Origin of the sequence: Pseudomonas sp., assembly GCF_048269965.1 — a bacterium.
GTDB lineage: Bacteria > Pseudomonadota > Gammaproteobacteria > Pseudomonadales > Pseudomonadaceae > Aquipseudomonas.
In genome coordinates this window covers 120,490-146,028 of record NZ_JBLWTV010000007.1, presented here as the reverse complement: position 1 = coordinate 146,028, position 25,539 = coordinate 120,490, and the positions used below count along the sequence as shown (strand labels likewise).

The window sequence follows — 25,539 nt, the reverse complement described above, 5'->3', positions numbered from 1 at the left end:
TGGATCGAATCGGCGTCAAGCCGAGAGCAACAACCTGACCTTGTGATCACAAGACCAGACAAGGCATATGCAGTAAGGCTTGATACCCTGAATAGAGCGTTACCGGCCTCTGTCTGGAGACAGCTTCGCCGACCTTGTGATCGGAACCGTTTGTCGCCCAGTCACTATGTATATACATTTGGAGTGATCATGCCCTGCACCCTGCTCGACCCCGCAACTGCCCGCGCGATGCCCTGGAAGAACGGTGGTGGCTCCACCGTGGAATTGGCCATTTCGCCAGCGGATGCCGACCTGGAGGATTTCGCCTGGCGCATCAGCACTGCTCAGGTTGAGGTGGATGGTGCCTTTTCCAGCTTCCCGAGCATCGACCGCAGCCTGGCCGTGCTCGCCGGTAATGGCGTGTGCCTGCAACGCGCCGACGGGCAGCGCGAAATACTGCTCAGCGGTGGCGCCATAGCGGTGTTCGACGGCGAAGAGGCGATCAGCGCCCAGTTGCTGGACGGCCCGATCACCGATCTCAACCTGATGACTCGACGCGACGTTTGGAAGCATGAGTTGCAGGTGATGAAATGGCAGGGAACGCAGGGGCTGGAGAACGATGCAGCGGTACTGCTGCTGTGGAATGCCGCCCTGGACGCAGTCGAAGTGAATGCAGGCGGCGCGATGCACCACCTCGCAGCGGGCAATGGCCTGCTGATCGAGAATGAGCCCGGCCAGTTGCACCTGCACGCGCAACGACCCGCCCTGCTCTACGTGACCAGGCTGAATCCGTGCACCTCCTGAAATGAAAAGCCCCGGCACGCGGGCCGGGGCTCATTTAGACGATGCGGCGTGATCAGAACTGCGCAGCATCCAGCAGGTACAGCGATTCGCTGCCCGCCTTGACCGACGCACTCAACGAGTGGATGCGCGGCAGCAGGCGAGCGAAGTAGAAACGCGCGGTGCCCAGCTTGCTGGCGTAGAACTCGTCCTGCGCTTCCTTGCCAAGCGCAGCACGCGCCATCAATGCCCACATGTAGGCGTAGGCGGTGTAGCCGAACACCTGCAGGTACTCCACCGAGGCCGCGCCGATCTCGTTGGGGTTGTTCTTCGCGCGATCCAGCACCCAGGCAGTCAAGTCATCGAGGTTCTGCACGGCGGCTGCCAGTGGCTTGGTGAACTCGTCGAGGTTCGCGTCGGCCGCAGCGATGAAGGCCTTGATCTCGTCGGCCAGGTGCTTGTAGAAGCTGCCGCCGCTGCCGACGATCTTGCGCCCCATCAGATCCAGCGACTGGATGCCGTTGGTGCCTTCGTAGATCTGGGTGATGCGGCAGTCGCGAACCAGCTGCTCCTGCCCCCACTCGCGGATGAAACCATGGCCGCCGAAGATCTGCTGACCATGCACGGTGGTTTCCAGCGCCATGTCGGTGAGGAAGGCCTTGGCCACCGGGGTCAGCAGCGCCACCAGCTCGTCGGCGCGCTTGGCGGTTTCCTTGTCCTCACTGTACTTGGCGGTGTCCAGCTGCATGGCGACATAGCTGGAGAAGGCGCGACCGCCCTCGTTCAGCGCCTTCATGGTCAGCAGCATGCGGCGCACGTCCGGATGCACGATGATCGGGTCAGCCGCTTTGTCCTTGGCCACCGGGCCGGTCGGCGCGCGGCTCTGGATGCGCTCGCGGGCATACTCGATGGCGCTCTGGTAGCTGCGCTCGCCCAGCGCCAGGCCCTGGATGCCAACGCCCAGGCGCTCGTAGTTCATCATGGTGAACATGGCATTGAGGCCCTTGTTCACTTCGCCAACCAGGTAACCGGTGGCGCCGTCGAAGTTCATCACGCAGGTGGCCGAGGCCTTGATGCCCATCTTGTGCTCGATGGAGCCGCAGCCCAGCGCGTTCTTCTCACCCAGCGAGCCGTCGGCATTGACCATGACCTTGGGCACGATGAACAGCGAGATGCCTTTCGGCCCGGCCGGCGCGTCGGGCAGCTTGGCCAGCACCAGGTGGATGATGTTCTCGGTCAGATCGTGCTCACCGCCGGTGATGAAGATCTTGGTGCCGCTGATCTTGTAGCTGCCATCTGCCTGGGGCTCGGCCTTGGTACGGATTATCCCTAAGTCGGTGCCGGCGTGCGGCTCGGTCAGGCACATGGAACCCGCCCAGACACCGGCATACATGTTCGGCAGGTACTGCGCCTTCAGCTCTTCACTGGCGTGGTTGAGGATCGACAGGCAGGCGCCGGCGGTCAGCATCGGATACAGACCGAAGGACAGGTTGGCCGAATTGACCATCTCCTCGACCTGGGCGCCGATCACCTTGGGCATGCCCATGCCGCCGAACTCCGGCGAACCGCCAACACCGACCCAGCCACCTTCGGCGTAGGTCTGGTAGGCCTCGGGGAAACCGGCCGGGGTTTTCACCGCACCGCCTTCCCAGGAGCAGCCTTCTTCGTCACCGCTGCGGTTCAGCGGGGCAATGCTGCCTGCGGTGACCTTGCCAGCTTCTTCCAGGATGGCACTGGCGGTATCGGCATCGACCACCTCGGCCAGGGCCGGTAGCTCGGCCCAGAGCTTGGAGACTTCGAATACTTCATTGAGCACGAAGCGCATGTCGCGCAGGGGGGCTTTGTAATCGGCCATGACACATCCTCGAAAACGGACTTACGTGAGAGGGCCGAGTTTACTTGAACAACTTTATAGACACATAGGGTCTTGTTGTGACCAATAATTCACGCAAGGTCACTAACTATCTGCTTGACCGAGGGCAAGGAAAGCTCCTGCCGACCGCTCGTCTGCCAGCGCAGCTATTCGCGCCCGGCGGCCAGCTTAACCGCCCCGCGGCGCTGTCCGGCGCTACGGATGCAATTGCGCCCTGCCGCCTTGGCACTGTACAGCGCCTTGTCCGCTTCCTTGATGACCTCCTGTGGCGTGCGCTGCTCGGCCTGACGCTCGGCGACGCCCATGCTCACCGTCACCGATACCTCGCTGGCAGCCTTGCCGGCCCGGCGCTGCTTGCCTTCACGGTCATCACGCGGGCGGCTTTGCGGGTCGCGCAGTTGCATGCGGTACTGCTCGATGGCCAGACGCACTGCCTCGATGTGCGGGATGGATTGCTCCACGCTCTTGCCGGGAAACAGCAAGGTGAACTCTTCACCGCCATAGCGATAGGCCTTGCCACCGCCACCAACCTTGCGCAGCTGACCGGCGACCAGACGCAACACCTGATCACCGACATCATGGCCGTGGGTGTCGTTGAATTTCTTGAAGTGATCGACGTCGACCATGGCAATCACGTAGTCGCGCCCCAGGCGCTGCAGGCGCTCATTGAGCGCACGCCGCCCCGGCAGTCCGGTGAGCTCGTCACGGAAGGCCATCTGGTAGGCCTCGTGCGCCACGGCGGCAACCAGCATGAGCATCACCATGCTGATCATCACCTGCAACGCGTTGGCCAGGATGAACACCTGCGGCAACATCCACAGCAGCCCGCACAACCCCACCCCTTGCGCCGCGTGCAGCGGTCTGGGCTTGCGCAGGTACTGCACGGACAGAGCGATGAACGCGAGCAGGAACGCCAGGTAGACCAGTTGCGCCAGGTTCATCCAGGCGCCGTGCAGCGACGGCCAGTGAATCTGTGCCAACCAGTCGGCGATGCCCTGTGGATAACGGCGCGCCAGGCCGAAGGCCACCGCGCTGACCGCCAGCAGGACCAGGGCGCGGGCGAACATGTCCTGCGCCAGGTGCGAGCGTTCCTCCCAGCAGCCGTAGAGGGCGTAGAGCAGCGGTAGCAACAGGCAGATCAGGTGGAAGACCAGAGCTGCGTCGCCCCGTACCTGGCCGTTGTCACGAAAGTGATCGACCTGGATATCCAGCAGGAAGTAGCCGACATACAGCGCCAGCAGCAGAAAAACTTCCCGCTGGCGGCCATACACCAGGCAGAACGCACCGCCGAGCAGCAACAGCAGCGTCGGCAATACATTGAACAGGGAGATGAAGAACTCGCTCAGCACCGGCAGCAGCGCAGCCACGATCCCACCGGCCAGCAAGGGCAGCGACGAGAAGAAGTGACTGAGGCGCAGATTGGCCGGACGGATCACGCTGACATCCTTTGCGAGAGATGAAGGCATTCTGCCTGCTTCGACTGTTGAAAACAGCGACAGGATGCGACATTCCCTTCAGTGTCCCGCGCAAAAACGACAACGCCGCCCCGAGGGGCGGCGTTGTCATTCAACCGAATGAAGATGGCCTAGAGCCTGTTTACGATCTCGCGAGCTAGAGCCATGCAAGGCAAAAACAGGCGAGGAGCGGTCGGAGTCGCGCTCGACTTTACGAGCTGTAAATGAGCAGTCCGAGCCTGTTTTTAACGCAGCAGGGCCGACGCGCAGCAGATCATAAACAGGGTCTTAGAAGCCGAGCGCGAAGTGCTCTTCTTCCATGTCCATCAGGTTGCTGGCGCCCGACAGCATGGCTTCGACATGCGTGCGGGTACGCGGCAGGATGCGCGCGAAGTAGAAGCGAGCGGTCTGCAGCTTGGCCTTGTAGAAGGCCTCGTCATCAGTACCGGCAGCCAGCTTCTCGGCAGCCAGGCGCGCCATGTCGGCCCAGAAGTAGGCCAGGCAGGCGTAGCCGGAGTACATCAGGTAGTCCACGGAGGCGGCACCGACTTCTTCGCGATCTTTCATCGCGGCCATGCCGATCTTCATGGTGATGTCGCCCCACTCCTTGTTCAGCTTGGCCAGCGGCTCGACGAATTCCTTGACGGAATCGTTGCCTTCGTTGGCCTGGCAGAACTTGTGCACGATCTTGGTGAAGTTCTTCAGAGCGCCGCCCTGAGTCATCAGCACCTTGCGGCCCAGCAGGTCGAGTGCCTGAACGCCAGTGGTGCCTTCGTACATCATCGAGATACGGCAGTCGCGCAGGTTCTGCTCCATGCCCCACTCGGCGATGAAGCCGTGACCACCGTAGATCTGCATGCCGTGGGAAGCAGCTTCGAAGCCCACTTCGGTCATGAAGGCCTTGGCGATCGGAGTCAGGAAGGCCAGCAGTTCGTCGGCGGCTTTCTTCTCTTCTTCATCCTGGCTGTGCTGGACGATGTCCACCTGCTTGGCGGTGAAGTAGACCATGGCGCGGTTGCCTTCGGCGAACGCCTTCATGGTCAGCAGCATGCGGCGCACGTCCGGATGCACGATGATCGGGTCAGCGGCTTTTTCCGGCGCTTTCGGGCCAGTCAGCGAACGCATCTGCAGACGCTCGCGAGCGTACTTGATGCCACCCTGGAAACCGACTTCGGCGTGGGCCAGGCCTTGCAGCGCGGTACCCAGACGAGCGGTGTTCATGAAGGTGAACATGCAGTTCAGGCCTTTGTTGGCCGGGCCAATCAGGTAGCCGGTGGCGCCATCGAAGTTCATCACGCAGGTGGCGTTGCCGTGGATGCCCATCTTGTGCTCGATGGAGCCACAGGAAACGGCGTTGCGCTCGCCTACGCCGCCCTCTGCGTTGGGCAGGAACTTCGGCACGATGAACAGCGAGATACCTTTGGTACCAGCCGGTGCATCGGGCAGGCGGGCCAGAACGATATGGACGATGTTGTCGGCCATGTCGTGCTCACCCGCGGAAATGAAGATCTTGGTACCGGAGACCTTGTAGCTGCCGTCGGCCTGCGGTTCGGCCTTGGTGCGCAGCATGCCCAGGTCGGTGCCGCAATGCGGCTCGGTCAGGCACATGGTGCCGGTCCATTCACCGGAAACCAGTTTGGTCAGGTAGGTGTGCTTCTGCTCGTCGGTGCCGTGAGCGCCGATGGTGTTCATCGCGCCATGGCTCAGACCCGGGTACATGCCCCAGGACCAGTTGGCCGAACCGACCATCTCGCTGATGGCCAGGCCGAGGGATTCCGGCAGACCCTGGCCGCCGTGCTCGACGTCATGTGCCAGGCTCGGCCAGCCGCCTTCGACGAACTGCTGATAGGCCTCTTTGAAGCCGGTCGGGGTTTTCACGCCGGATTCGCTCCAGGTGCAACCTTCGGTGTCACCCACACGGTTCAGCGGCGACAGCACCTGCTCGCAGAACTTGGCGCCTTCTTCGAGGATGGCATCGACCATGTCCGGAGTGGCGTCCTGGCAGCCAGGCAGGCTCTGGTAGTGCGCTTCATAACCCAGCAGCTCGTCACGAACGAAACGAATGTCACGCAAGGGGGCCTTGTAGTCAGGCATAACGGTAAACCTCTGCGGTGGATTCCTAGTAGTTGGGGTGACCGTCTTGGCGGTCGCTCTCGGGATCAGTCCCGGCTGCCTGGCCGCGCGGCTGCGACCAAAGCAATCAAACAGGCGTTTGAAACATACGTTTACGCCAACCCCTTGTCAAGCGCTGCCAATCGGCCGGCTACGCGACCAGATCGATGCGAGGCTCCGGCGCGGGCGCCTCGCCCAGACGCCGATACAGATCAAGATTAGGCGCTGGTGGCAGAGCCTGCTGCGACTGCTCGGCGGGCTGCTCATCCGCATCTCTGGCTTCGTCACGCGCCTTGCGCTGTTCGACGGCGCTGATGGCTTCTTCGCGCCGTTGCTCAGCCAGTTCGGCGCGCGCCTGCGCCGCCTGCGCCTGAGCCAGAGCAGCGACACGCAGGTCCTGCGGGGAAGGTTCGATGGGGGCGAGTGCTGCGCGCAGGACGATTTCCATCTTGCGCAGCGTCGCTTCGGGGTCGTTGGGAACGGGAGCGGTATCGATGCTGACTTCGCCGGAAACGGCGTAGCGCTGCCCATCAGGGCCGCGCTTGAAACTGTAGGTGGGCGCACCGGCGTATTGTCCGCCCACGGCAGCGTGCGCCTGCTCGTGGGTGCGCACCTCACGGTCACGCTGCACGAGATCGGCGATTTCCAGTTGCTGCTGGCGCTGCTCGCGGGGGCCTGGTTCAGGCTTGCCTGCAGGCGTCGATGAGTTGGCGTCGCGATCCGCCTCCTCTCGCCCGGAGGCAGCGGAATCGGCCTGCTGCTCTTGCGGCGCGGCGACAGGCGCCTGATCGGCGCGGGCAATATCAGGGGAAACATCGGACGACAGCGGTCTCGCCGAACTGGCGGACGGCGCGGGAGTGAAAGGTGGCAGGCTACTGCCGATCTGCATGAGCGCCCTCCTGCCCCGCCGCTGGCCGCATTCGCGCGGCCGGGGTGAGACGACTTAAGCGCGGGTATCGATCAGGGTGCCTAGCACCTCGTCGGCCGTGTCGACGACGCGCGCATTGGCGCGCACTTCGTTTTCACCGACGCGCAACGCAACGAGGCTTTCGGTCAGATCGGGACGGCTACGCTCGGCAACCTCTGAGCTCGGGTTGACCTGATTCTGCGGCGGTGTCTGCGTCGCCTGCTGCGAAGGATTGATGGTGTTGCTGGCGATATCAGCGGCTGCCTGTTCGACACGGCGTTGCCCGGCCTGAATACCGTTCAAACCCGAACTGAATGCATTGGTGGAGATTTCCATCGGCAGCCCCCTGAGGGATGTAAAACCTGACAGCGAGCATTGAAGCAGAAAACGGCTAAAAAACGTACAGGCAAAAGGCTATTGTCCCTTTACTGTTTATTACCAGTCTGCCAGCAACTCGAGATTGAGGTGCTCCGCCACCGCCGCGGCCGTCGCGTTGCCCAGGTGCGGCACACGCCCCAGGCACGGCGCTGGCAGCCGCTCGCTGAGGGTGGCGAGATTGTCCTCCAGGCGCGAGGTCTTCGGCTCGACGATATTGGCCACCCAGCCGGCCAGCCTGAGCCCGTCGCACTCGATGGCTTCGGCACTGAGCAGCGCATGGTTGATGCAACCCAGGCGCACACCCACCACCAGAATCACCGGGATGCCCAGCGCCATGGCCAGGTCCGACAGGTTTTCCTCGCCGGCCAGCGGCACACGCCAACCACCCGCGCCCTCCACCAGCGAGAAGTCCGCGCCCTTGCCCAGAATCGCCCTGACCTGTGGCAGCAGGCTGGCAACATCCAGTTTGACGCCCACCTCACGGGCCGCCAGATGCGGGGCAATGGCCGGCTCGAAGGCCAGTGGGTTGACCTCCTCATAGCGCAGCGGCAACGAACACTGGGCGAGCAAGGCCAGCGCATCGTCGTTGCGCAATCCGTCGGCCGTTCGCACGCAACCGGAAGCGACCGGCTTGGCCGCTGCGGTGCTCAGGCCCTGCAGACGCGCCGCATGGAGCAGGCCAGCGGCGATGGTGGTCTTGCCGATTTCGGTATCCGTTCCGGTGACGAAGTAGGCTTGGGTCATCTGATATTCCGGTAGGAGCGAGCTCTGCTCGCGAAGCTTCTCTGGGGCTTATTGACGGGCGGGCTCATGCCTATGAAGGTTTCTGCAGCACGCCGTACACCACCTGGTAGGTCGCCGGCAGCCCTTGCGGCTGACGAAAACGCTCATAGGCCTCGATCAGCGCGCGAATGCGTGAGCGTCCGGTCAATCCACCTGGTCGCCCCGGATTGAGGTTGTGCGCGCCGAGGTCCTTGAGCGAGGTGGTCAGGCTGCGCAGATCCGCGAAGTGCAGCACCTCGGCCTGGCGCTGCAGTGTCAGCGGCTGCAGGTCGCTGTCCGCACATATCTGCTGGTAATCCTCGAAGCGGCGAAAGCGATTGACGTGGACGAAACCATCGACCGCCAGCCAGCTGTCACGCAGCTCCTGCAGGGTGCCGACGCACAGGCTGGAAAACCCCAGCACACCCCCAGGGCGCAACACCCGCTGCGCTTCGCTCAGCACGCGTGGGAAATCGGCACACCATTGCAGTGCCAGGCTGGAGAACAACAGCTCGACGCTGTCGCTTTGCAGCGGCAGGGCTTCGGCATCACCAGCGATGAAATGAGCAGCGCCACCATGAGGCCTGGCGTGACGCAGCATGCCTTCGGCGATATCCACAGCCAGCCCTTCGCCTTGTGCATGACGCTCGGCCAGGGCTCGGGTGAAATAGCCCGTGCCGCAGCCCAGGTCCAGCCAACGATGCGGCTGCAGCGAGGCCGGCAAACGCGCCAGCAGTTGCGTGCCGACATTGCGCTGCAACTCGGCCACGGCATCGTAGCTCTCTGCCGCGCGGGAAAACGACGCGGCGACCTGACGCTTGTCCGGTAGGACCGCATCACCGTAGGGTGCGCCGTGCGCACCAAGGGATTGGTAAAGCGGGTCCGTACCACGCAGCTCAGACATCATTGGCCTCGCAGATGAAATCGAACATCAAGGCCGCCAGAGCATCCGCCTGGTCAAGTACGAAGGCGTGACCACAATCTTCCAGCACGCCCACCTCACCCCTTGGCAACAGCGCCAGCAGCGCATCACCCGCCGCAGCCGGCACCAGCGCATCCTGCTCGGCCAGCAGGTGCAATTGCGGCCCGGTGAAAGCCGCCAGCGCCACGCGATTGTCGAGAGTCGCCAGCAAGCGCAGCCCGGCCAGCAAGGATGGCTCGTCGCTGGACGCCAGATGGTTCTGCAGCTGTCGTGACAGGCCGCGTGTGTCGGCGCTGCCATGGGCACAGAGCATGGCGAAGCGCTTGAGGGTCGCGCCAGCATTCGCCTGGCAGTCCTGATAGAAGGCTGCGTAGGTCTGCGCCGGCATCGCCCGCGGCCAGGCATCGCTGGCGACGAAACAGGCGTTGCTGGCCAGAGTGATCAGGCCACGGCAGCGCTCGCCACGACGTGCCGCCAGGGCAGCGGCCAACATGCCGCCGAGCGACCAGCCGGCCAGCCAGCAATCATGCGGCAAGCGCGTATCCAGCTCGTCGAGCCAATCGGCCGCCGCCGCACTGCTCAGTCGCGGCAGGGCCGGCACCTGCACCTGCAGATCGCCCCCCAGCGCCTCGGCCAACGGCTGCAGCAAGGCGCCGTCCAGACCCCAGCCCGGCAACAGAATCAGCGTCTCACGCATCGGTCTGCACCTGCGGCCAGCACTCGGCCAGCGCGTCGAGCAACAGCTCGAGCTGCGCATCGCTGTGCGCAGCGGACAGCGTCACGCGCAAGCGGGCACTGCCAGCCGGTACGGTCGGCGGGCGGATGGCGCCCACCAGCAGGCCGCGATCCTTGAGCAGTGCCGAGAGTTTCAGCGCCCGCGCGCTGTCACCCACCAGGATCGGCTGAATCGGCGTGGGGCTGTCCATCAGGCTCAGGCCGATCTCGGCGGCGCCCTGGCGAAAGCGTGCGATCAACCGGTGCAGGTGCTCGCGACGCCAGCTTTCGCTGCGCAGCAGCTCCAGGCTTTTCAGCGTGGCGCAGGCCACGGCCGGCGGCTGGCTGGTTGTATAGATGTAAGGACGGGCGAACTGGATCAGGGTCTCGATCAGTTCCTCGCTGCCGGCGACGAATGCGCCGGCGGTACCAAAGGCCTTGCCCAGCGTGCCGACCAGTACCTGCACATCATCCTGGTCCAGACCGAAATGCTCGACAATACCGCCACCGGTGGCGCCCAGCGGGCCGAAGCCGTGAGCATCATCGACCATCACCCAGGCCTGCCTGGCGCGCGCCTCGGCACACAACGCCGGCAGATCGGCCAGATCGCCGTCCATGCTGAACACGCCATCGGTGACCACCAGACAGTTGCCGCTGGCCTTGCGCAAGCGGTTGGCCAGGCTCACCGCATCATTGTGCAGGTAGCGGGAGAACCGTGCGCCGCAGAGCAGCCCGGCATCGAGCAGCGAAGCGTGGTTGAGACGATCCTGAATTACGCTGTCGCCCTGCCCGAGCAGCGCGGTGACGACGGCCAGGTTGGCCATGTAACCGGTGGAGAACAGCAGCGCACGCGGCCGACCGGTGAACGCGGCCAGCGCTTCTTCCAGTTCATGGTGCGGCGTGCTGTGGCCGATCACCAGGTGCGAGGCGCCGCCGCCGACGCCCCATTGCTGCGCGCCCTGCTGCAGGGCGCGGATCACCTCGGGGTGGTTGGCCAGGCCAAGATAGTCATTGGAACAGAACGCCAGCAACTCCTGATCATCGGCTCGTACCTGCGGCCCCTGCGGGGTCTGCAGCAGCGGGCGCTGGCGGAACAGGTCGGCGGCCTGACGGTCAGCCAGGCGAGTTGCAAGGTCGAAAGACATGGGGAGCACCGGAGATTGGTGGATAACCGCAAGCGGGTTATCCACCCTACGCATGGCCTCGGGCTGCGTAGGGTGAATGACGCTTCATCCATCCACCTGGGAAATATCAGGCCGAAGCGGCGTTGTAGAACAGCTTGGCGTCGCGCTGCTCGACCAGCGCCTGCTCGATGGCCGCCTGGTGCACCTCATCGGCATGCTCTTCGCGCTCTTCGGGTTTGATGCCGAGGCGCTTGAACAGGGCCATGTCCTTGTCCGCCTGCGGGTTGGCGGTGGTCAGCAGCTTCTCGCCGTAGAAGATCGAATTGGCGCCAGCCATGAAGGCCAGGGCCTGCATCTGCTCGTTCATCGCTTCGCGGCCCGCGGACAGGCGCACGTGGGACCTGGGCATCATGATCCGCGCCACGGCCAGGGTACGGATGAAGTCGAACGGGTCGACGTCCTTCTCCTCGGCCAGCGGCGTGCCCTTGACCTTGACCAGCATGTTGATCGGCACGCTTTCCGGGTGCTCCGGCAGGTTGGCCAGCTGAATCAGCAACCCGGCGCGGTCGTCCACCGACTCGCCCATGCCGAGGATGCCGCCGGAACAGATCTTCATCCCTGCTTCGCGCACGTAGGCCAGGGTCTGCAGGCGCTCGCCGTAGGTGCGGGTGGTGATGATGCTGCCGTAGAACTCCGGCGAGGTATCGAGGTTGTGGTTGTAGTAGTCCAGCCCCGCTTCGGCCAGCGCCTGGGTCTGCTCCTGGTCGAGGCGACCGAGGGTCATGCAGGTTTCCAGGCCGAGCTTCTTCACGCCCTTCACCATCTCCAACACGTAGGGCATGTCCTTGGCGGATGGATGTTTCCAGGCCGCGCCCATGCAGAAGCGCGTGGAACCGATGGCCTTGGCCTCGGCGGCCGCCTCCAGGACCTTCTGCACTTCCATCAGTTTTTCCTTGTCCAGGCCGGTGTTGTAGTGGCCGGACTGCGGGCAGTACTTGCAGTCTTCCGGGCAGGCGCCGGTCTTGATCGACAGCAATGTCGAGACCTGCACGCGGTTGGCATCGAAGTGCTGGCGATGGACGGTCTGCGCCTGGAACAACAGATCATTGAACGGCTGCTCGAACAGCGCGCGAACCTCGGCGAGGCTCCAGTCGTGGCGGGTGGTGATTGCAGCGGTTGCGCTCATCTGAGAAGTCCTTCGACGCTTGGTGGCATCTGTTGTCAGGCCCACACGGGGCATTCAGGCTTTGGCCATCATAAGTGGCGATTGGATGCTGTCAACCGCAACAAAGACACAGGTTTACATATGATCATTTATTGGCCAATAGAACTTATGTCATGGCACAAGGCCAAATACTTACCAGGCCGTTGAAAAACGTAGGCGAGGCAGCCAGTGCAATACCGATGGCGGCCCCACAAAAACAGGCGAAAAACGGTCGGAGTCGCGGTCGACTTTACGAGCTGTAAATGAGCATTTTTAGCCTGTTTTTAGCGCAGCAATGGCAGCGCAGGTAGTTTTTCAACAGCCTGTTACCCCTCCAACAGGATGTTCTGCATGCAAGTAGAAGGTTTTTTCGAAGGGCTCGGCGAAGCGCTGGGTCGCGCCATCCGTTTCATCGTCGACATGCTGTCCGGCGTGCTGGGCGCCATGGCCGATGCCATCGACGACTTTCTCCATGGCCTGGCCAGGGCCATTGGCATGGACGTGTCGATCTTCAGCATCATCCTGCTGATCATCGGCCTGCTGCTTTTGTTCAGCGGCGCTCGTTCGCTGTTGCGCGGCTCTATCATCGGCGGGGTGATCTGGCTGTTTCTCGGTCTGGTCGTGATGGGCTGGCTCATTCGCTGACGCTGACTAAACTCCAGGCACCACTGCTCAAGGACGAGCCGCCATGCCTCCGTTTGATCTCACCGCTCTGCAACGCCTTGCCTGGCTACGCCAACAGCGCCATTGCCAGCTCTGCGACGAAGCCACCGACCACCCCACGCACAACATCTGCACGGCTTGCGAATCCGAGTTGCCCTGGCTCGGGGCCCATTGCCAGATCTGTGCGGTGCCATTGTCGGCTCATGACCTGATCTGCGGCGCCTGCCAATCGAAACCACCGAGTTTCACCCGCGTGGAAGCGCCCTGGCGCTATGCCTTTCCCGTCGACAACCTGATCACCCGCTTCAAGCACCAGGCGCAATGGCCACAGGGTCGCCTGCTCGCCGAGCTGCTGGCCGAACACCTGCGCCACGCCTTCGATGAAGGTCTGCCCCGCCCCCTGGCGCTGCTGCCGGTGCCGCTGGCCCGCAAGCGCCAGCGTCGACGCGGCTTCAATCAGGCACAGATGCTCGCCGACTGGCTGGGTGCCAGCCTGGATCTGCCGGTGCAGCATGACTGGCTCCAGCGCCGCGTCGACACGCCCGCACAGCAAGGGCTGGACGCCGCGACGCGCAAGCGCAATCTGCGCCTGGCCTTCGATCTGGCCCGGCAAGCCAAGGTTGCCGGCGCTCATCTGGCGCTGGTCGACGACGTACTCACCACCGGCGCCACGGCAGGCGTGCTCGCCCACCTGCTGCGTCGCGCCGGCGCCCTGCGCGTCGATGTGTATTGCCTGGCACGCACGCCACGGCCGGGCGATGGCTGACTTGACGCGCCTGGCGCAGTCACGCACCGTGCCCGACATCCTCCCTGGCCACGCCTGAACCATGTCGCAGCTCGATTCCATCGCCCAATTGCTCAGCCGCCGCCCGAAACGCCTGGCCCTGCTCGAGCAGATCGCCGCACAAGGCTCCATCACCCGCGCCGCCAAGGCCGCCGGGCTGAGCTACAAGGCGGCCTGGGACGCCATCGACGAGCTGAACAACCTGTCCGAGCAGCCCCTGGTCAGCCGCAGCGTCGGCGGCAAGGGCGGCGGCGGTGCGCGCCTGACGCCCGCTGGCGAGCGCCTGCTGGCACTGCAGCAACGCCTGCAGGTATTGCAGACGCAACTGTTGCAGGCCGCCGGTGACGATGCCGACCTGGAGCTGCTCGGCCGCCTGATGCTGCGCACCAGTGCGCGCAACCAGCTGACCGGCCGCGTGCGCGCGATTCACGCCCACGGGCACAACGACCTGATCGATATCGAACTGCCAGGCGGCGGCCACCTGCAGGCGCAGATCACCCATGACAGCACGGAAAACCTGCAACTGAGCGAAGGCAGCAGCGTGGTCGCCCTGATCAAGGCCGGATGGCTGGAGTTGCAGCCACTACAGGCTCCTCGTGCCGAACAGCACAACGCACTCGAAGGCCGCATCGAACAGATTCTGCCGGCCAACGACGGCCCCAGCGACGTGCGCATCAGTCTGCCCGGCGGCCAGACCCTGTGCGCCCTGATCGAATCCGCTCGGCTGGCCGAGCTGGGCCTGCGCGTCGGCGATCCGGTGCGCGCGCAGTTCGCTGCCAGCCAGGTGCTGCTCGGGACACAACTGTAGGGCGGGTGCAACCCGCCAGTCACTTCAGCGGCGGGTTGCCCGCCCTACGGCTAATGATGCCAACGGCGGGTTACACCCGCCCTACGTTTAGCGCAAGCCGGTAGACTGGGCGCCCACTCACGCGGAGCCGCTCATGAGCCATCCTTTTTCCACCCTCACCCCGGATCTGGTACTCGATGCCGTGGAGAGCCTCGGCTACCTCAGCGACGCCCGCGTATTGGCACTCAACAGCTACGAGAACCGCGTCTATCAGGTCGGCATAGAGGGCGAAACGCCGCTGATCGCCAAGTTCTATCGCCCGGATCGCTGGAGCGATGCGGCGATCCGCGAGGAGCACAGTTTCAGCGCCGAGCTGGCCGAGCATGAGGTCCCTGTGGTGGCGCCACTCACGCGCGATGGCGAGACGCTGTTCGAACACGGCGGCTTCCGCTTCGCCCTGTTTCCCCGTCGCGGCGGCCGCGCACCGGAGCCGGGTAATCTCGAACAACTGTATCGCCTCGGCCAGTTGCTCGGACGCATGCACGCCATCGGCGCCAGCCGCCCGTTCGCTCACCGCGAAACCCTGGCGGTGGACAACTTCGGCCATGCAGCCCTGGCCTCCCTGCTCGACGGCGGGTTCGTGCCGCGCAGCCTGCTGCCCGCGTACGAGTCGGTAGCGCGCGACCTGCTCGCCCGCCTCGATGAACTGTTCTCCCGTGTGCGTTACACGCCGATTCGCCTGCATGGCGACTGCCACCCCGGCAACCTGCTACACCGCGATGACGCCTTCCATGTCGTCGACCTCGACGACTGCCGCATGGGCCCGGCCGTGCAGGATCTGTGGATGATGCTGGCCGGCGAGCGTCATGAGCGCCTTGGCCAGTTGGCCGAACTGGTCGACGGTTATCAGGAGTTCCATGATTTTGCCGCCCGCGAGCTGCCGCTGATCGAAGGCCTGCGCGCCCTGCGCCTGATGCATCACAGCGCCTGGATCGCGCGGCGCTGGGACGACCCGGCCTTCCCCCTGGCCTTTCCCTGGTTCGCCGGCGAACGCTACTGGGGCGACCAGATTCTCTCTCTGCGCGAACAGATGGCCGCACTGGATGAAGAGCCACTGCGACTGTTCTGAGCCGATGACATCCGGGACCGCAGTTCCCGGATTGCATCCGGGCTACGCACTGAAGCTTTCGCGGCTGAAGCGGAATGCCGCACAGCCGCTCCTACAGGTGTTCACCGGCCCCGTAGGAGCGGCTTCAGCCGCGATGCTTTCGGTTCCATCCCAGGGCTCCGGATTGCATAAGGGTTACCAGCGACCGCGCCACCCCCGTATGACCAATACAGTTGCACACGCCGCGTAAAGTTTGCCTTACGACTTTACCGACATCTCGGCATGCGGAAAAAACTGAACGAACAGACAAGGCAGAGGCCAGAGCGCTAGAATTTCGCGGCAACCGTTAGCTGCCTAACCAAGGATTCTCGATGGCCACCGCCAACCCGCAACGCGGGTACATTCTGGGTCTCACCGCCTACATCATCTGGGGCCTGTTCCCGCTCTACTTCAAAGCCCTGCAAAGCGTGCCGGCGATGGAGATCATCGTGCACCGCGTGCTCTGGTCCGCGCTGTTCGGCGGCCTGCTGCTGCTCGTCTGGAAGCACCCTGGCTGGTGGCGCGAGCTGCGCGACAATCCCAAACGCCTGGCAGTGCTGGCTGGCTGTGGCCTGCTGATCGCGACCAACTGGCTGGTGTACGTGTGGGCGGTGAACAACGACCGCATGATCGAGGCCAGTCTGGGCTACTACATCAACCCGCTGATCAACGTGTTGCTCGGTCTGCTGATTCTCGGCGAGCGCCTGCGTCGCCTGCAGTGGCTGGCCGTCGCCTTGGCCGCGCTGGGCGTGCTGCAGCAGCTATGGCAGGTCGGCAGCCTGCCCTGGGTATCGCTGGTGCTGGCGCTGACCTTCGGTTTCTATGGATTGATCCGCAAACAGGCACCTGTGGCGGCACTGCCCGGGCTGGTGGTGGAAACCTGGCTACTGGTGCCGGTGGCGCTGGCCTGGCTGGCGCTGCATCCGGCAGCAATGAGCAGCCAGGCGAGCTTCTGGACCAGCAGCGAGGCGCTCTGGTTGGCGGCGGCCGGCCCCATCACCCTGGTGCCGCTGGTATGCTTCAATGCCGCGGCGCGGCATCTGCCCTACACCACGCTGGGCTTCCTGCAATATCTGGCACCGACCCTGGTGCTGCTGCAGGCCATCCTGCTGTTCGATGAGCACTTCTCGCCGAGCACCCTGCTGGCGTTCGCCTGCATCTGGGCCGGACTTTTTGTATACAGCCTGGATATCTGGCTGAACCTGCGCAAGCGCTCGAACGCTTAACCCGGCGGTGCGCACGGCGCACCCTACGATTCCGCGCGGAGCATCCTCGTAGGGTGCGCTGCGCGCACCGGCTTCTCTTTCACTGAACAAAAAACACCCATCCACCGCCAGGCCGCGTCACCCCTGGCGCCGCGCCTGTCACCCCCGGCTTATCCACAGATCCATCCCCGGCATTTGTGCACAAGCCATTGATCCTGCTGATTTTTTGCTCAGACATGGAAAAGCTCCGGGGCACTAGGCAGTGCGCCGGGGCTCCCCAGTTTATCCACAGGCTGATCCACGCAATGCGTGGATATCAGTCCTCGGCGCGCAGATTCAGCTCCACCATCAGATCATCGGCCAGGGTTTCCAGGCGTGCCTGCAATTGCTCCAGCGCCAGCGTCTCCGGCACGGCCAGCAGCGCTTCGGCGGTGAACAACAGTTCGCCGCTCATCGGCGCTGGCGCCACCTCGGTCAGCAGGCTCTCCAGGTTGACGCCCTGCTCGGCCAGCACACGGGTGATATCGCGGACGATACCGGGCCGGTCGTTGCCCACCAGCTCCAGGCGAATTGCGGTGAAGCGTCCGCCGGGCTCGCTGCCACTGGCCGCCAGTTGCACACGAATGCCCTGTGCACTGAGGGCTTCGAGCTCCTTGATCAGGCCGCCGTGGGCCTCGGCCGGCACATCCACCCGCACGATCCCGGCGAACTGCCCGGCCATGCGTGCCATACGGCTCTCCAGCCAGTTGCCACCATGATTCGCCACGCAGCCGGCCAGACGCTCGACCAGACCCGGTTGGTCCTCGGCGATCACCGTCAGTACCAGATGGTCCATGTACTACCTCACTCGTTCACAGGATTGGGAAGGTCAGCCGCGTAGCGACAACCAGTAGGTGAAGAACTGCTCGTCACGCACATAGCCAAGCCGCTCGTAAAGGCGCTGACCGGCCAGGTTGGTCTTCGCCGTCTCCAGTTGCAGACCGCAGGCGCCGGTCGTCTCGGCATGCGCGCGAGCGGCATTCATCAGCGCCTCGCCAACGCCTGAGCGGCGCGCGCTGTCATCGACATACAGATCGCTGAGCAACCAGGCCGGTTCCAGTGCCAACGAAGAATGAAAGGGATAAAGCTGCACGAACCCCTGCGCGGCGCCCTGCTCGCTCCGGGCGATGAACAGCTGCGAATCCCCCAGTTGCAGGCGCAGGCCAAGGAAGGCGGCGATCTGCGCCTCGTCGCGCGGTACTTGATAGAAGCGCAGGTAGCCAGCGAACAGACGGGTCAGGTCGGCAAGGTCGGCAATAACAGCTGCAGATACCGTCATGGCGGGCTCCAGGATGCTCGAAAAGCAGTGTAGGCGAAGAGGCGTAGGCCATATTGGCGCCGTTGTCAGTAGCCCCTTCAATTAATCGTGTACGTTTTTGCATATTTTATGGAACAATAGCGCACTTTTTTGCACACATAGCGTATTGATCGTGACCGCAAACAGCCTTTTGGTCGCAGACTGACGCCACCCCGCTGCATTTCCCCAGGATCTTGATGTAGTATGCCGCGCTTTGGACTACAAGACGGAAACCCGTCGCCAAAGCGGCTATTGAGTAGAGCTCAGAGAGAGTGAGGCAAGTGATGACTGAACGCGTTCAAGTCGGCGGCCTGCAGGTCGCCAAAGCCCTGTACGACTTCGTGAACAACGAAGCCATTCCCGGTACCGGCATCGCTGCCGACCAGTTCTGGGCCGGTGCCGCTGCGGTCATCAAGGACCTGGCGCCGAAGAACCGTGCCCTGCTGGCCAAGCGCGACGAACTGCAGGCGCAGATCGATGCCTGGCACCAGGCGCGCAAGGGTCAGGCCCATGACGCCGCTGCTTACAAGGCCTTCCTCCAGGAAATCGGCTATCTGCTGCCGGAGCCGGAAGACTTCCACGCCACCACCACCAACGTCGACGAAGAAATCGCCCGCCTGGCCGGCCCACAGCTGGTGGTGCCGGTGATGAACGCGCGCTTCGCCCTGAACGCCTCCAACGCCCGCTGGGGCTCGCTGTACGACGCGCTGTACGGCACCGACGTGATCAGCGAAGAAGGTGGCGCCGAGAAAGGCAAGGGCTACAACAAGGTCCGCGGCGACAAGGTCATCGCCTTCGCCCGCGCCTTCCTCGACGAGGCCGCGCCGCTGGCTGCCGGCTCGCACGTCGACTCCACCGGCTACGCCATCGTCGACGGCAAGCTGGTCGTCGCCCTCAAGGGCGGCAGCAACAGCGGCCTGCGTGACGACGCGCAACTGGTCGGTTTCCAGGGCGAGGCCAGCGCGCCGATCGCCGTGCTGCTCAAGCACAACGGCCTGCACTTCGAGATCCAGATCGATGCCTCCAGCCCGATCGGCAGCACCGACGCCGCCGGCGTCAAGGACGTGCTGATGGAAGCCGCGCTGACCACCATCATGGACTGCGAAGACTCCGTCGCCGCCGTCGATGCCGATGACAAGGTGGTGGTCTACAAGAACTGGCTGGGCCTGATGAAAGGCGACCTGGCCGAGGACGTGTCCAAAGGCGGCAAGACCTTCACCCGCACCATGAATCCGGACCGCGTCTACACCCGGCCGGACGGTTCCGAGCTGACCCTGCATGGCCGTTCGCTGCTGTTCGTGCGTAACGTCGGCCACCTGATGACCAACACGGCCATCCTCGACGCCGAAGGCAACGAGATCCCGGAGGGCATCCAGGACGCGCTGTTCACCAGCCTGATCGCGGTGCACAACCTGATCGGCAACACCAGCCGCAAGAACACCCGCACCGGCAGCGTGTACATCGTCAAACCGAAGATGCACGGCCCGGAAGAAGTCGCCTTCACCAGCGAGATCTTCGCCCGCGTCGAGGATGTGCTGGGCCTGGCCCGCAACACCCTGAAAGTCGGCATCATGGACGAAGAGCGCCGCACCACCGTCAACCTCAAGGCGTGCATCAAGGCCGCCAGCGAGCGTGTAGTGTTCATCAACACCGGCTTCCTCGACCGCACCGGTGACGAGATCCACACCTCCATGGAGGCCGGCGCCGTGGTGCGCAAGGCCGCCATGAAGAGCGAAGCCTGGATCGCTGCCTACGAGAACAACAACGTCGACGTCGGCCTGGCGACCGGCCTGCAAGGCCGTGCGCAGATCGGCAAGGGCATGTGGGCCATGCCGGACCTGATGGCTGCCATGCTCGAGCAGAAAGTCGCGCACCCGCTATCCGGCGCCAACACCGCCTGGGTCCCCTCGCCGACCGCCGCCGCCCTGCACGCGCTGCATTACCACAAAGTCGACGTGTTCGCCCGTCAGGCCGAACTGGCCAAGCGCGCCCCGGCTTCGGTCGACGACATCCTGACCATTCCGCTGGCCAAGGACACCAACTGGAGCGACGAGGAAATCCGCAACGAGCTGGACAACAACGCGCAAGGCATCCTCGGTTACGTGGTGCGCTGGATCGACCAGGGCGTCGGCTGCTCCAAGGTGCCGGACATCAACGACGTCGGCCTGATGGAAGACCGCGCCACCCTGCGCATCTCCAGCCAGCTGCTGGCCAACTGGCTGCGCCACGGCATCGTCAGCGAAGCGCAGGTAGTGGAAAGCCTCAAGCGCATGGCGCCGGTGGTGGATCGTCAGAACGCCAATGACCCGCTGTATCGCCCGATGGCCCCGGACTTCGACAACAACGTCGCCTTCCAGGCCGCGCTGGAATTGGTAGTCGAGGGCACCAAGCAGCCCAACGGCTACACCGAGCCGGTGCTGCATCGCCGTCGTCGCGAGTTCAAGGCCAAGAACGGCCTTTAAGTCGCGCATCCTGTAGGAGCGGATTTATCCGCGAAAGCTGCACCTACGAGCCAATAAAAAACCGCCTGCGAGGGCGGTTTTTTATTGGTTGCGGCGCCGCCTTGTGGGAGGGGCTTTAGCGGCGACTTTGGTGTACAACGTCGCGGCTAAAGCCCCTCCCACAGCCCTGTAGAGCCCGGATGCAATCCGCGGATGCCGGCCCCGGATTGCATCCGGACCACGCCTCCTCTCCCCCTACTTAGGTGCAATGGGCAAGCCGGCCAGCCAGGACCACACTGACAACATCCCGAAACTGCGAGGCGCACGCCCATGAGCAAGGCCGACGCGATGGCCGATGCGGGCAAGACAGCGGTGCTGCAGAACATCCACGGCACCATGGAGTTCCTGCAGAAGTTTCCGCCCTTCAACCAGATGGACACCGCCCACCTGGCGTTTCTGGTCGAGCACTGCCAGCTGCGCTTCTATGCCGAGGGCGATTCGATCATCAAACCGAGCGATGGCCCGGTCGAGCACTTCTACATCGTCAAGCAGGGCCGTGTGCATGGCGAGCGCCCGCACAGCGCCCGGCGCGGCACGGAAACCACCTTCGAGATCACCGCCGGCGAGTGCTTCCCGCTGGCTGCGCTGATCGGCGAGCGCGCCACGCGCACTGAGCACCTGGCCGCCGAAGATACCTTCTGCCTGCTACTGTCCAAGCTCGCCTTCGTCAAACTCTTCGCCGTCTCCAACCCGCTGCGCGATTTCGCCCTGCGCGGGGTCAGCAGTCTGCTCGATCAGGTCAACCAGCAGGTGCAGTTGCGCGCGGTGGAAACCCTCGGCGCACAGTATTCGCTGGATACCCGCCTGGGCGAACTGGCCATGCGCCAACCCATCGGCTGCGCCCCTGACACGCCACTGCGTGATGCCGTGCGCATGATGCACGAGCAGCATGTGGGCAGCATCGTGGTGCTCGACCCGGCCGACAAACCGCTGGGTATTTTCACCCTGCGTGACCTGCGCAGGGTGGTGGCCGATGGTGTCGACCTGGCCCAGCCCATCGACAACCTGATGACGCCCAACCCTTTTCACCTGGCGCCTGATGCCAGCGCCTTCGACGCCGCTATCGCCATGACCGAGCGGCATATCGCCCATGTCTGCCTGGTGGAGCACGAAAAGCTGTGCGGGGTGATTTCCGAGCGCGATCTGTTCAGCCTGCAGCGTGTCGACCTGGTGCACCTGGCGCGCACCATCCGCCATGCCGGCAAGGTCGAGACCCTGGCCGGGCTGCGCAGCGACATCCGCCTGCTGGTCGACCGCATGCTCGCCCACGGCGCCAGCTCGACGCAGATCACCCATATCGTCACGCTGCTCAACGACCACACCGTATGCCGGGTGATCGAGCTGACTCTCGAGGACATGGGCGATCCGGGCATCCCCTTCACCTGGCTATGTTTCGGCAGCGAAGGTCGTCGCGAGCAGACCCTGCACACCGACCAGGACAACGGCATTCTCTTCGAGGCCGAGAGTGCCAGCGAGGCCGCTGCCATTCGTGAGCGCCTGCTGCCGATCGCGCGCGAGATCAATCAGCGCCTGGCGCAGTGCGGCTTCACCCTGTGCAAAGGCAACATCATGGCCGGCAACCCCGAACTGTGCCTGTCGCGCGAGGAGTGGTCGCGGCGCTTCGCCGGCTTCGTCCTCGAAGCCACGCCGGAGAATCTGCTGGGCTCGTCGATCTACTTCGACCTGCGCACCATCTGGGGCCCGAGCGAAGGCTGCGAACAGCTGCGTGAAGCGTTGCTCCGCCGCGTCGCCAGCAACAGCCTGTTCCAGAAGATGCTGGCCGAGAATGCCCTGCGCCACCGCCCGCCGGTTGGACGTTTCCGCGACTTCGTGGTGGCCCGTTCGGGCGCCGACAAAGACACCCTCGACCTCAAGGTGCAGGGCCTGACGCCCTTCGTCGACGGTGCCCGTTTGCTCGCGTTGGCCAACGGCATCAGTGCGGTCGGCACCCTGGAGCGCCTGCGCGCGCTGATCAGCAAGGGCGTGATCGAGGCCCTGGACGGCGCCGCCTATGAAGAGGCCTATCACTTCATTCAGCAGACGCGCATGCAGCAGCATCAGCTGCAGGCGCGCGACGAGCTGCCCTACTCCAATCGGGTCGACCCCGACCACCTCAACCACCTGGACCGGCGTATTCTGCGCGAGTCGTTCCGCCAGGCGCAGCGCTTGCAGAGCAGCCTGGCCATGAGGTATCAGCTATGAGCAAGTTCACCTGGTTCACCGGCCGTGGTCCGGCCCTGACCCAGCAGCAGTTGCAACGCCGCGATGCGCTGAGTGCGCCGGCGCCGTTCGACGAACGCCCGCTGCACCAGCAGCGCTTCGTCGTGCTCGATCTGGAAACCACCGGCCTGAACATGCGCCGCGATCAGGTGCTGGCCATCGGCGCGGTGGTGATCGACAACGGTGCCATCGACTTCGCCGAGCAGTTCGAATGCACGCTGCACCGCGCCGATCACCAGGCCAGCGCCAGCACCCTGATCCACGGCATCGCCCCCAGCGAAGTGGCCCGTGGCGTGGAACCGGCCGAGGCCCTGCTGGATTTCATGGAGTTCGTCGGCAGCAGTCCGCTGTTGGCGTTTCATGCCGAGTTCGACCAGCGCATGCTGGGCCGCGCACTGCGCCAGAGCCTGGGCTATCGCCTGCAGCACAGCTTCTTCGACGTCGCCGAAATCGCTCCGCTGCTGTGCCCGCAATCGCGCATTCGCCAGAGCGGGCTCGATGAGTGGGTCGCCGAATTCGGCCTGCAGGTGCACCAGCGTCACAACGCCAGCGCCGACGCCCTGGTCACCGCCGAGCTGGCCCTGATGCTGTTCAGCAAGGCGCGCCGGCAGGGCATCGACAGCCTCTGCGAACTGGAGCGCCAACTGGCCAGCCAGCGGCGGCGCCAGCACGCCATGTGACCACCATGCACCACGGCGCAATCGCAACGTTTCCTCGGCCCTGATCTCTTCTGCAGCAAAACAGTTCACCAGCCCCAGGTGCGCACGGCGCACCCTGCGGATTGGCACCCACGTAGGGTGCGCCGCGCACACCAACACTTTCGGCACTGTCCCTCCTGGTGGATGGGTGAAGCGTCATCCACCCTACGAAAAGCCTACAGGCCGCGTCTCGGCACGTAGGGTGGATGGCGCTCTTTCATCCACCATGGGCAGTCCGGCAATACTGGCCAGCCGGCACACCATGTGACCACCGTGCACCACGGCGCAATCGCAATGCATCCTTGGCCCTGATCTCTCCTGCAGCAAAGCAGTTCACCAACCCCAGGTGCGCACGGCGCACCCTACGGATTGGCGTCCACGTAGGGTGCGCCGCGCGCACCGACACTTCGGCACCGTCCCTCCTGGTGGATGGGGGAAGCGTCATCCACCCGACGAAAAGCCTAAAGATCCCGCATCAGCAGTCCGTACTCCAATTGCACATCTGCCGGCAGCGGCAGATACAGCACGTGGCCATCGCCCGGTGCCACTGACAGCGCCTGCCCCTGAGCGTTCTGCAACTGCTCCAGGGTGAAGCGCAGATTGCCCTGCGGCGTCATCAGCTCCAGCCCGTCACCCACAGCGAAGCGATTCTTCACCCTGACCTCGACCAGTTCGCCACGGCGCTCGCCGGTCAGCTCACCGACGAACTGCTGACGCTCCGCAAGCGAGCTGCCGCGCGCGTAGTTCTGGTATTCGTCATGTACGTGGCGGCGCAGGAAGCCCTCGGTGTAACCGCGATGCGCCAATGACTCCAGATGCCCAAGCAGGCTCGGATCGAAAGGCCTGCCAGCCAGCGCATCGTCAATGGCGCGGCGATAGACCTGGGCGGTGCGTGCCACGTAGAAGTGGCTCTTGGTGCGCCCTTCGATCTTCACTGAATGCACGCCCATGCGCACCAGCCGCTCGACGTGCTGCACCGCGCGCAGGTCCTTGGAGTTCATGATGTAGGTGCCGTGCTCGTCTTCGAAGGCGGCCATCTCCTCGCCTGGACGACCGGCCTCTTCCAGCACGAAAGCCTGGGTCGTCGGTGCGCCCTGACCGAGAGTCGGGTCGACCACACGGACGATCTCGCCTAGCTCGTTCTCGGCCGCAGGTGTGGCCTGGTACTGCCAGCGACAGGCATTGGTGCAGGTGCCCTGGTTGGGATCGCGGCGATTGATGTAGCCCGACAGCAGGCAGCGCCCGGAATAGGCCATGCACAGCGCGCCATGGACGAACACCTCCAGCTCCATGCCCGGCACCTGCCTACGGATCTCCTCGATCTCTTCCAACGACAGCTCACGCGACAGGATCACCCGCGTCAGCCCCTGCTGGCGCCAGAACTCGACACTGGCCCAGTTCACCGCATTGGCCTGCACCGAGAGGTGAATCGGCATCTGCGGGAAGTGCTGGCGTACCAGCATGATCAAACCCGGGTCGGACATGATCAGCGCATCCGGCGCCATCTCGATCACCGGCGCCAGGTCCTTGAGGAAGGTCTTCAGCTTGGCGTTGTGCGGGGCGATGTTGACCACCACGTAGAACTGCTTGCCCTGGGCGTGCGCCTCATCGATGCCGAGGGCCAGGTTGGCGTGGTCGAACTCGTTGTTGCGTACGCGCAGGCTGTAACGCGGCTGCCCGGCGTACACCGCATCGGCGCCGTAGGCGAAGGCGTAGCGCATGTTCTTCAGGGTGCCGGCTGGCGACAACAGTTCGGGAAGACGGGGCATGACCGCACGCTCGAAAAATCAGGGGCTGGCGATTCTATGCAGGCAACAGGCGTGGATATTGATCTGGGTCTATCGGACGCGGAAAAGCGGCCCAGTCTGGCACCATCGGTGAAGGGCCGGTGCGCACGCGCACCCTACAGTGAAAGGCATCGGCAAATAGGGGGTGGTCGCCCAGGTCGCGTGCACCGATGCTGCGCTTTCGGGTAGGGTGCGCCGTGCG

22 protein-coding genes are annotated in these 25,539 nt (G+C 64.2%); 9 read left to right on the top strand and 13 right to left on the bottom strand.

The features are described from left to right. Positions 1–189 precede the first annotated feature (189 nt). Positions 190–783: a HutD family protein gene (locus ACN0X6_RS10670; RefSeq protein ID WP_417703783.1), complete on the top strand. Its 594-nt coding sequence runs from the start codon at positions 190–192 to the stop codon at positions 781–783. Positions 784–835: 52 nt separating this feature from the next. Here the strand turns inward: ACN0X6_RS10670 and ACN0X6_RS10665 are convergent, their stop codons facing one another. The 10 genes from ACN0X6_RS10665 to bioB form a co-directional block, all read right to left on the bottom strand. Continuing rightward, positions 836–2,614, bottom strand: coding sequence for an acyl-CoA dehydrogenase C-terminal domain-containing protein (locus ACN0X6_RS10665; RefSeq protein WP_417703782.1), 1,779 nt, complete (start codon positions 2,612–2,614; stop codon positions 836–838). Positions 2,615–2,778: 164 nt separating this feature from the next. After that, positions 2,779–4,098: a GGDEF domain-containing protein gene (locus ACN0X6_RS10660; RefSeq protein WP_417703781.1), complete on the bottom strand. Its 1,320-nt coding sequence runs from the start codon at positions 4,096–4,098 to the stop codon at positions 2,779–2,781. A gap of 276 nt (positions 4,099–4,374) precedes the next feature. Next, a complete protein-coding gene (locus ACN0X6_RS10655) occupies positions 4,375–6,180 on the bottom strand; it encodes a phenylacyl-CoA dehydrogenase (protein WP_417703779.1) in 1,806 nt (601 codons plus the stop codon). Between the two features lie 169 nt (positions 6,181–6,349). After that, positions 6,350–7,087 carry a putative metalloprotease CJM1_0395 family protein gene (locus ACN0X6_RS10650; protein ID WP_417703778.1) on the bottom strand — a complete coding sequence of 246 codons (738 nt, stop codon included), beginning with the start codon at positions 7,085–7,087 and terminating at the stop codon, positions 6,350–6,352. A 54-nt stretch (positions 7,088–7,141) separates the two neighbouring features. Beyond that, entirely contained in the window at positions 7,142–7,441 is a 300-nt protein-coding gene (locus ACN0X6_RS10645) for a hypothetical protein (RefSeq protein WP_417703777.1), read from the bottom strand. 99 nt (positions 7,442–7,540) lie between these two features. Further along, a complete protein-coding gene (gene bioD, locus ACN0X6_RS10640) occupies positions 7,541–8,227 on the bottom strand; it encodes a dethiobiotin synthase (RefSeq protein WP_417703775.1) in 687 nt (228 codons plus the stop codon). A 70-nt stretch (positions 8,228–8,297) separates the two neighbouring features. Then, complete coding sequence (gene bioC, locus ACN0X6_RS10635; protein WP_417703773.1) at positions 8,298–9,149, bottom strand: malonyl-ACP O-methyltransferase BioC; 852 nt, start codon at positions 9,147–9,149, stop codon at positions 8,298–8,300. After that, positions 9,142–9,864, bottom strand: coding sequence for an alpha/beta fold hydrolase (locus ACN0X6_RS10630; protein ID WP_417703771.1), 723 nt, complete (start codon positions 9,862–9,864; stop codon positions 9,142–9,144). Before ACN0X6_RS10630 ends, bioC begins: the two co-directional genes overlap by 8 nt. Further along, complete coding sequence (bioF, locus tag ACN0X6_RS10625) at positions 9,857–11,026, bottom strand: 8-amino-7-oxononanoate synthase (protein WP_417703769.1); 1,170 nt, start codon at positions 11,024–11,026, stop codon at positions 9,857–9,859. Before bioF ends, ACN0X6_RS10630 begins: the two co-directional genes overlap by 8 nt. Positions 11,027–11,132: 106 nt before the next feature. Then, positions 11,133–12,191, bottom strand: a complete 1,059-nt coding sequence (gene bioB, locus ACN0X6_RS10620) for a biotin synthase BioB (RefSeq protein ID WP_417703767.1) — start codon at positions 12,189–12,191, stop codon at positions 11,133–11,135. A 369-nt stretch (positions 12,192–12,560) separates the two neighbouring features. Between bioB and ACN0X6_RS10615 the strand changes: the two genes are divergently transcribed. The 5 genes from ACN0X6_RS10615 (at position 12,561) to rarD (ending at position 16,816) form a co-directional block, all read left to right on the top strand. Continuing rightward, on the top strand, positions 12,561–12,854 hold the full coding sequence (locus ACN0X6_RS10615; RefSeq protein WP_192982711.1) for a hypothetical protein: 294 nt from the start codon (positions 12,561–12,563) through the stop codon (positions 12,852–12,854). 43 nt (positions 12,855–12,897) lie between these two features. Then, the gene (locus tag ACN0X6_RS10610; protein WP_417703764.1) at positions 12,898–13,638 is read left to right on the top strand and encodes a ComF family protein; all 741 of its coding nucleotides are present in this window, start codon (positions 12,898–12,900) and stop codon (positions 13,636–13,638) included. 61 nt (positions 13,639–13,699) lie between these two features. Beyond that, a complete protein-coding gene (locus ACN0X6_RS10605; RefSeq protein ID WP_417703762.1) occupies positions 13,700–14,464 on the top strand; it encodes a TOBE domain-containing protein in 765 nt (254 codons plus the stop codon). 133 nt (positions 14,465–14,597) lie between these two features. Beyond that, on the top strand, positions 14,598–15,572 hold the full coding sequence (locus tag ACN0X6_RS10600) for a serine/threonine protein kinase (protein ID WP_417703760.1): 975 nt from the start codon (positions 14,598–14,600) through the stop codon (positions 15,570–15,572). A gap of 350 nt (positions 15,573–15,922) precedes the next feature. Then, on the top strand, positions 15,923–16,816 hold the full coding sequence (rarD, locus tag ACN0X6_RS10595; RefSeq protein WP_417703758.1) for an EamA family transporter RarD: 894 nt from the start codon (positions 15,923–15,925) through the stop codon (positions 16,814–16,816). Between the two features lie 295 nt (positions 16,817–17,111). Here the strand turns inward: rarD and ACN0X6_RS10590 are convergent, their stop codons facing one another. Both ACN0X6_RS10590 and ACN0X6_RS10585 read right to left on the bottom strand, forming a co-directional pair. Then, positions 17,112–17,630 (bottom strand): glycine cleavage system protein R, encoded by a 519-nt coding sequence (locus ACN0X6_RS10590; protein ID WP_074855414.1) that lies wholly within the window; start codon positions 17,628–17,630, stop codon positions 17,112–17,114. Between the two features lie 33 nt (positions 17,631–17,663). Beyond that, on the bottom strand, positions 17,664–18,113 hold the full coding sequence (locus ACN0X6_RS10585) for a GNAT family N-acetyltransferase (RefSeq protein WP_417703756.1): 450 nt from the start codon (positions 18,111–18,113) through the stop codon (positions 17,664–17,666). A 302-nt stretch (positions 18,114–18,415) separates the two neighbouring features. Here ACN0X6_RS10585 and ACN0X6_RS10580 point away from each other — a divergent pair, with 302 nt between their 5' ends. The 3 genes from ACN0X6_RS10580 to ACN0X6_RS10570 all read left to right on the top strand — a co-directional run bounded on the left by ACN0X6_RS10580 (position 18,416) and on the right by ACN0X6_RS10570 (position 23,532). Then, positions 18,416–20,593, top strand: a complete 2,178-nt coding sequence (locus ACN0X6_RS10580; RefSeq protein ID WP_417703754.1) for a malate synthase G — start codon at positions 18,416–18,418, stop codon at positions 20,591–20,593. Positions 20,594–20,902: 309 nt separating this feature from the next. Further along, positions 20,903–22,834: a putative nucleotidyltransferase substrate binding domain-containing protein gene (locus tag ACN0X6_RS10575; RefSeq protein WP_417703752.1), complete on the top strand. Its 1,932-nt coding sequence runs from the start codon at positions 20,903–20,905 to the stop codon at positions 22,832–22,834. Then, on the top strand, positions 22,831–23,532 hold the full coding sequence (locus ACN0X6_RS10570) for a PolC-type DNA polymerase III (RefSeq protein ID WP_417703750.1): 702 nt from the start codon (positions 22,831–22,833) through the stop codon (positions 23,530–23,532). Before ACN0X6_RS10575 ends, ACN0X6_RS10570 begins: the two co-directional genes overlap by 4 nt. Positions 23,533–24,011: 479 nt before the next feature. Here the strand turns inward: ACN0X6_RS10570 and yegQ are convergent, their stop codons facing one another. Further along, the gene (gene yegQ / locus ACN0X6_RS10565) at positions 24,012–25,319 is read right to left on the bottom strand and encodes a tRNA 5-hydroxyuridine modification protein YegQ (protein WP_417703748.1); all 1,308 of its coding nucleotides are present in this window, start codon (positions 25,317–25,319) and stop codon (positions 24,012–24,014) included. Between the last annotated feature and the right edge of the window lie 220 nt (positions 25,320–25,539).

What these genes read in the sequence shown, in the direction of transcription:
- ACN0X6_RS10655 (WP_417703779.1), bottom strand. Translation starts at nt 6,180, where the DNA reads ATGCCTGACTACAAGGCCCCCTTGCGTGACATTCGTTTCGTTCGTGAC.
- ACN0X6_RS10665 (WP_417703782.1), bottom strand. Translation starts at nt 2,614, where the DNA reads ATGGCCGATTACAAAGCCCCCCTGCGCGACATGCGCTTCGTGCTCAAT.
- ACN0X6_RS10590 (WP_074855414.1), bottom strand. Translation starts at nt 17,630, where the DNA reads ATGGACCATCTGGTACTGACGGTGATCGCCGAGGACCAACCGGGTCTG.
- ACN0X6_RS10660 (WP_417703781.1), bottom strand. Translation starts at nt 4,098, where the DNA reads ATGCCTTCATCTCTCGCAAAGGATGTCAGCGTGATCCGTCCGGCCAAT.
- yegQ (WP_417703748.1), bottom strand. Translation starts at nt 25,319, where the DNA reads ATGCCCCGTCTTCCCGAACTGTTGTCGCCAGCCGGCACCCTGAAGAAC.
- bioF (WP_417703769.1), bottom strand. Translation starts at nt 11,026, where the DNA reads ATGTCTTTCGACCTTGCAACTCGCCTGGCTGACCGTCAGGCCGCCGAC.
- ACN0X6_RS10605 (WP_417703762.1), top strand. Translation starts at nt 13,700, where the DNA reads ATGTCGCAGCTCGATTCCATCGCCCAATTGCTCAGCCGCCGCCCGAAA.
- ACN0X6_RS10630 (WP_417703771.1), bottom strand. Translation starts at nt 9,864, where the DNA reads ATGCGTGAGACGCTGATTCTGTTGCCGGGCTGGGGTCTGGACGGCGCC.
- ACN0X6_RS10610 (WP_417703764.1), top strand. Translation starts at nt 12,898, where the DNA reads ATGCCTCCGTTTGATCTCACCGCTCTGCAACGCCTTGCCTGGCTACGC.
- ACN0X6_RS10670 (WP_417703783.1), top strand. Translation starts at nt 190, where the DNA reads ATGCCCTGCACCCTGCTCGACCCCGCAACTGCCCGCGCGATGCCCTGG.
- bioD (WP_417703775.1), bottom strand. Translation starts at nt 8,227, where the DNA reads ATGACCCAAGCCTACTTCGTCACCGGAACGGATACCGAAATCGGCAAG.
- bioC (WP_417703773.1), bottom strand. Translation starts at nt 9,149, where the DNA reads ATGTCTGAGCTGCGTGGTACGGACCCGCTTTACCAATCCCTTGGTGCG.
- ACN0X6_RS10615 (WP_192982711.1), top strand. Translation starts at nt 12,561, where the DNA reads ATGCAAGTAGAAGGTTTTTTCGAAGGGCTCGGCGAAGCGCTGGGTCGC.
- rarD (WP_417703758.1), top strand. Translation starts at nt 15,923, where the DNA reads ATGGCCACCGCCAACCCGCAACGCGGGTACATTCTGGGTCTCACCGCC.
- ACN0X6_RS10650 (WP_417703778.1), bottom strand. Translation starts at nt 7,087, where the DNA reads ATGCAGATCGGCAGTAGCCTGCCACCTTTCACTCCCGCGCCGTCCGCC.
- ACN0X6_RS10585 (WP_417703756.1), bottom strand. Translation starts at nt 18,113, where the DNA reads ATGACGGTATCTGCAGCTGTTATTGCCGACCTTGCCGACCTGACCCGT.
- ACN0X6_RS10570 (WP_417703750.1), top strand. Translation starts at nt 22,831, where the DNA reads ATGAGCAAGTTCACCTGGTTCACCGGCCGTGGTCCGGCCCTGACCCAG.
- ACN0X6_RS10580 (WP_417703754.1), top strand. Translation starts at nt 18,416, where the DNA reads ATGACTGAACGCGTTCAAGTCGGCGGCCTGCAGGTCGCCAAAGCCCTG.
- ACN0X6_RS10575 (WP_417703752.1), top strand. Translation starts at nt 20,903, where the DNA reads ATGAGCAAGGCCGACGCGATGGCCGATGCGGGCAAGACAGCGGTGCTG.
- bioB (WP_417703767.1), bottom strand. Translation starts at nt 12,191, where the DNA reads ATGAGCGCAACCGCTGCAATCACCACCCGCCACGACTGGAGCCTCGCC.
- ACN0X6_RS10600 (WP_417703760.1), top strand. Translation starts at nt 14,598, where the DNA reads ATGAGCCATCCTTTTTCCACCCTCACCCCGGATCTGGTACTCGATGCC.
- ACN0X6_RS10645 (WP_417703777.1), bottom strand. Translation starts at nt 7,441, where the DNA reads ATGGAAATCTCCACCAATGCATTCAGTTCGGGTTTGAACGGTATTCAG.